Origin of the sequence: Pseudoalteromonas sp. SIMBA_162, from assembly GCF_046535955.1 — a bacterium.
Classification (GTDB): Bacteria; Pseudomonadota; Gammaproteobacteria; order Enterobacterales; family Alteromonadaceae; genus Pseudoalteromonas; species Pseudoalteromonas marina.
In genome coordinates, this window is the sequence record NZ_JAWJBQ010000938.1 from 1 (window position 1) to 247 (window position 247).

Consider the following 247-nt stretch of genomic DNA (forward strand, 5'->3'; position numbering starts at 1 on the left):
CGTGCATTTGATCGTGAATTACTTGTAAAAAATATTGGTACGTATAACTATCATTTATATGATATTTACGTACAATCAAAATCTAGTGCACAACGCGCATTAGCGGATGGTAGTGAACTAGTGGAAGTAGATAACTATGTAAAAGCAAACCAAGCTTCTATTAATGAAGAGATGTTTGGAAAATATGCTGGTCGAAACCTAATTCTTGTTTCGTTAGAATCATTGCAAAGTTTTGTCATCAATAATG

General features: G+C 32.8%; 1 pseudogene. It reads left to right on the forward strand.

Features of this window, described 5'->3' with window-relative positions:
* Positions 1 to 247 (forward strand): annotated as a pseudogene (locus tag R0J88_RS22465) (hypothetical protein); the annotation flags it as partial.